The organism is Chitinophaga sp. (assembly GCF_036566945.1).
Taxonomy (GTDB): domain Bacteria; phylum Bacteroidota; class Bacteroidia; order Chitinophagales; family Chitinophagaceae; genus Chitinophaga.
This window is the reverse complement of record NZ_DATCVJ010000152.1, coordinates 1-4405: the sequence shown is the minus strand read 5'-3', so window position 1 is coordinate 4405 and position 4405 is coordinate 1. Positions and strand designations below refer to the sequence as shown.

Below are 4405 nucleotides of genomic sequence, written 5' to 3'. Positions count from 1 at the left end.
AGTCGGGTACAATGGTACCTTTTCCACGTTATTACGACTTAAGAACACATAAAACGCCAACAAGGTGGACACAGAACAGATAAAAATATTGCTGGAGCGATATAATCAGGGGAGTTGCTCACCGGAGGAAGCGGCTATTGTAGACCAATGGTTTGAGAATATCAATCGTCATCAGTCCACCTACATAGAAGAAAAAGAGCTTGACCGGGAACTTGATCAGATAAAAAGTCAGTTGAACCAGCACATCCAGCCGGCACCCCAGGTGCGCCGGATGAATGCCCGCTACTGGTATGCGGCGGCAGCAGCAGCCGTATTGATCGCAGCAGGACTTTTCTGGTTTAACCAGTCCCCGAACACGCATCCTGCCACCGGTACCATCCCGGCTCCACTGGCGGCTCATGAAAGTAACCGGGTGATCAGGAATGGATTCGTGGAAATCAGCACCCTCAAAGGGCATAAAGAAAGTATTGTACTGGAAGACGGCAGCACCATGGAACTGAACGCCGGCAGTAAAGTACGCTACCCCGAACATTTCGGAGACAGCAGCCGGACCATTTTCCTGGAAGAAGGAGAAGCCTTCTTTAACGTAGCCGCCGATCCCCGCAGACGCTTTGTGGTAAACGCCGGAGAACTGGCCACCACCGCTTTAGGCACTTCTTTCAATATCAGGGCATATGCCAGCGAACAAAAAGTGGTAGTAGCACTGGTAAGCGGTAAAGTAAAAGTAGATCAGTTAAATAGTAACCACCTGGCCAACACAAGTTCCCTGATCCTGCTCCCCAGTGAACAGCTCAGCTACGACCGGGTTTCATTGAGTCTCGTAAAATCTATTTTCAATAAACCGGAAGAAATTACCGGTTGGCAACAAGGCTACCTCATATTTAAAGATGCACCTTACAACGAGGTAGTAACAGGCATCGAAAATCGTTATGGTGTGACCGTTATGAACGAAAGCGACAAAAAAGAATGGAACTACAACGGATCTTTCAAAAATGAAAATCTGAACGAAGTAATGGATATCATTAGCCTGGCCAAATCACTTTCCTATACCATTAAAAACGATACCGTTTATCTGCAAAACAAAAACTAGTCCATATGAGGGTAAAGCCATGCCCCGTGAAATGGTTTGTATCCATGGGGTTGATGCTGACACTATTGTTGGCGGGGAGCTTGAACACAACGACTAGCGCTATCACGCAAACACCCGACCCGCCACCGATTGCTGTCACCATCCAGGTGAAAAATAAAAACCTGGAAGATGTAATGACCGAAATTTCGGTAAAAACAGGGCTAAACTTTCATTACGACAAAACCGATCTTAACCTGAAGAAAAAGATCACATTAAACTGCACGAAAACACCCATTGATGAAGTGCTCACGTTAATGTCGGTTCAGTCAGGATTAAAGTTTACCCGGATCAATAACAAAATCATTGTAGGCACAGCAAGTGAAAATGGCCCCTCACCCACTGTCGATCTGCTAAATCATGTATCACTCGAAAGGGACATCAAAGGAATAGTACGCGATAACAAAGGCACGCCACTCCCGGGAGTAACCATACAGATTAAACATACTAATAAAGGGACTCAAACAAACGCCGATGCTGGTTTTACATTAAAAGCCAGCACCGGCGATATGCTTGTGTTTAGTAGTGTAGGTTTTTTAAACCGCGAAGTGCAGGTAGGTATTGAAGAAGAAATTGAGGTACGCATGCAGGAAAACGTGAAAGCGCTGAATGAGCTGGTAGTCACTGCCCTTGGTCTGCAGAAAAAAGCTAAAGAACTCCCCTACGCCACCCAGCAACTGGATGGGGATGATTTGCAGCTGGTAAAAGACGCCAATGTGATTAACAGTTTGAACGGAAAAACTGCAGGTGCTACTATTACCCGCAGCGCTTCCGGTGTTGGCGGCTCTGTAAGAGTGGTGCTGCGCGGCAATAAATCTACCCGCGAAAACCAGCCCTTGTATATTGTAGACGGCGTACCTTACGCCAACTACACGCCTTCGCAACCAGCGGATGTATGGGGACAATCACACAACATCATCGGCGCTGGTGGCAGAGATGGCGGAGATGGCATTTCCAACATTAACCCGGATGATATTGAAAGTATCAGCATCCTGAAAGGCGCTTCTGCAGCGGCTTTGTACGGCAGTCAGGCGGCTAATGGCGTTATTCTTATCACCACTAAAAAAGGCAAACCCGGCAAAAGTAAAATCGATATTTCTTCCGACTATACCCGGGAAACACCGTCCCTCCTTCCTTCGCTGCAATATCGCTATGCACAAACAGACCCTCCCGGTCTGGATCGTGTGGGCACGCCACAACCCGGCTCCCTCGGCAGTTGGGGCAAATCAATACAAGCGCCCGACCACGTAAAAAACTTTTATAACACCGGTTCTACCTGGACCAATACCATTGCCTTCAGTGGTGGTAACGAAACAGCACAAAGCTATTTTTCCTACGCCAACACCAGCAACAAAGGCATACTGCCTACCAATAAATTCAACCGGCATACCGTCAACTTACGCGAAACATTAAAACTACTGGATGAAAAACTGGTGATGGACGCCAACGTTTCCTTTACCGCGCAAAGCACCGAAAACAGGCTTTCTTCCGGATTATACTATAGCCCCATTTCAGGATTGTATACTTTTCCACGGGGACAGGATTTTGATTATTATAAAAACAACTTCGAATATTACGATAGCGGCCGTAACCTGTACCTGCAAAACTGGTGGAATATCCGCAATGACAAAAAATGGATAGGACAGGATGATCAGCAAAATCCTATGTGGGCATTGCAACGCAACCTGCGACTGGACACCCGTTACAGGGGATTGGCTACCTTATCACTTACCTGGCAGCTGAATGATTGGTTATCCCTGAAAGGCCGGGCCAACTTTGACAAATCGCTGGATCAGTATGAACTGGAAGCCTATGCCGGCACACAAATCGTACTGGCAGGTTCCAATGGACGTTATACCCTGGAAAGAGAATTCAATACACAACTTTATGGAGATCTGATGGTTAATGCCAGCCGGAAAATAAATAAATGGCTGCACCTGGCGGGTAATATAGGGGCCAGCATTACAGACACCAAAGCACACGAACGTACTTTTAATGGCTCCAATCCCAATGCAGATCCGGGTTTACTTTACCCCAACAAATTCTCTGTATCCAATATTACCAATAATTCCATGGATGCGCAGCATGGTATAGATCAGAAACAGTTGCAGGCCGTATTCGCGAATGCCCAACTGGGATTTAAAAATTTCCTCTTCCTGGACCTCACGGGCCGCAACGACTGGTCCAGCACCTTCGCCTATACGTCTACCATGGATAAAGGGTATTTCTATTATTCCGCCGGCCTTTCTGCCGTATGGAGTGATATGTTTAAAATGCCGGCCCCCATCGATTTCCTGCGTTCACGAATTTCCTATGCCAGGGTAGGCAATGATATTGCTGCTTACTCTTCCCGCCCTGCACAGTTTTCTTTACAAACGGTGGCCGGTGTGAGCCGCGTAGTATTGAACCAGAAAATACTTTACCCCGGCCTTTATCTGGAACCGGAAGATAACCGTGCCTTTGAGATAGGATTGGAAACACATCTGCTCAAAAACAGGATTACGGCAGATATTACCTTCTACAAAAATAATAACTACAAGCAGTACATGGAAGTGCCCGCGCCGCTGGGGATCAAGTATAACACCTATTATCTGAACATGGGCAATATACAAAACCAGGGACTGGAAGCAACGCTAACGTTAATGCCTATACGCAATAAAGCATTTTCCTGGACCAGTACAATCAACTTCGCCACCAATAAAAACAAAATTGTATCACTTACCAATTCCAGAATTATGGGGGCAGATACCAGCAGTATGTTTGTGCTGACAGACTTTGGTGTGAATATGTTCGGTTCTTTTATCATGGAAGGAGGCGCCTGGGGAGATATTTATTCCAATAAAGAGCTGGTGCAGAATGAGAAAGGTGATTATATACTGGATGCTGCCGGCAAGTTGCAAACACGGAATGCTTTTAAAAAGGTAGGAAATCCCAATCCGGATTTTACGTTGGGATGGAACAACAGCATAGACTATAAGAACTTTAACCTGAGCTTTTTGATAGACGGCCGTTTTGGCGGCAAAGTCATGAGTGTTACCCAGGCGGTATTGGATTGGTATGGCGTCAGTGAAATAAGCGCCCTGGCGCGTGATAATGGTGGCGTTAATATCAAAGCCGTCAACAAAGACGGTAGCCCTTTTACCGGTAAAATTGACGCGCAAACTTATTACACCACTATTGGCAGCAGGGCCGGTATTGGTGAAATGTATATGTATGATGCCACCAACATTCGTTTACGGGAGCTGAGCTTAAGCTATCGTATTCCTTTAAAATGGAAAT

The 4405-nt window shown here is 46.2% G+C and carries 2 protein-coding genes; both read left to right on the top strand.

Features of this window, described 5'->3' with window-relative positions; genetic code table 11:
• The first annotated feature begins 64 nt into the window (after window positions 1–64).
• Complete coding sequence (locus VIP81_RS04455; protein WP_331957272.1) at window positions 65–1090, top strand: FecR family protein; 1026 nt, start codon at window positions 65–67, stop codon at window positions 1088–1090.
• 5 nt (window positions 1091–1095) lie between these two features.
• A partial coding sequence (locus VIP81_RS04450; protein WP_331957271.1) for a SusC/RagA family TonB-linked outer membrane protein occupies window positions 1096–4405 on the top strand: 3310 nt, incomplete at its 3' end.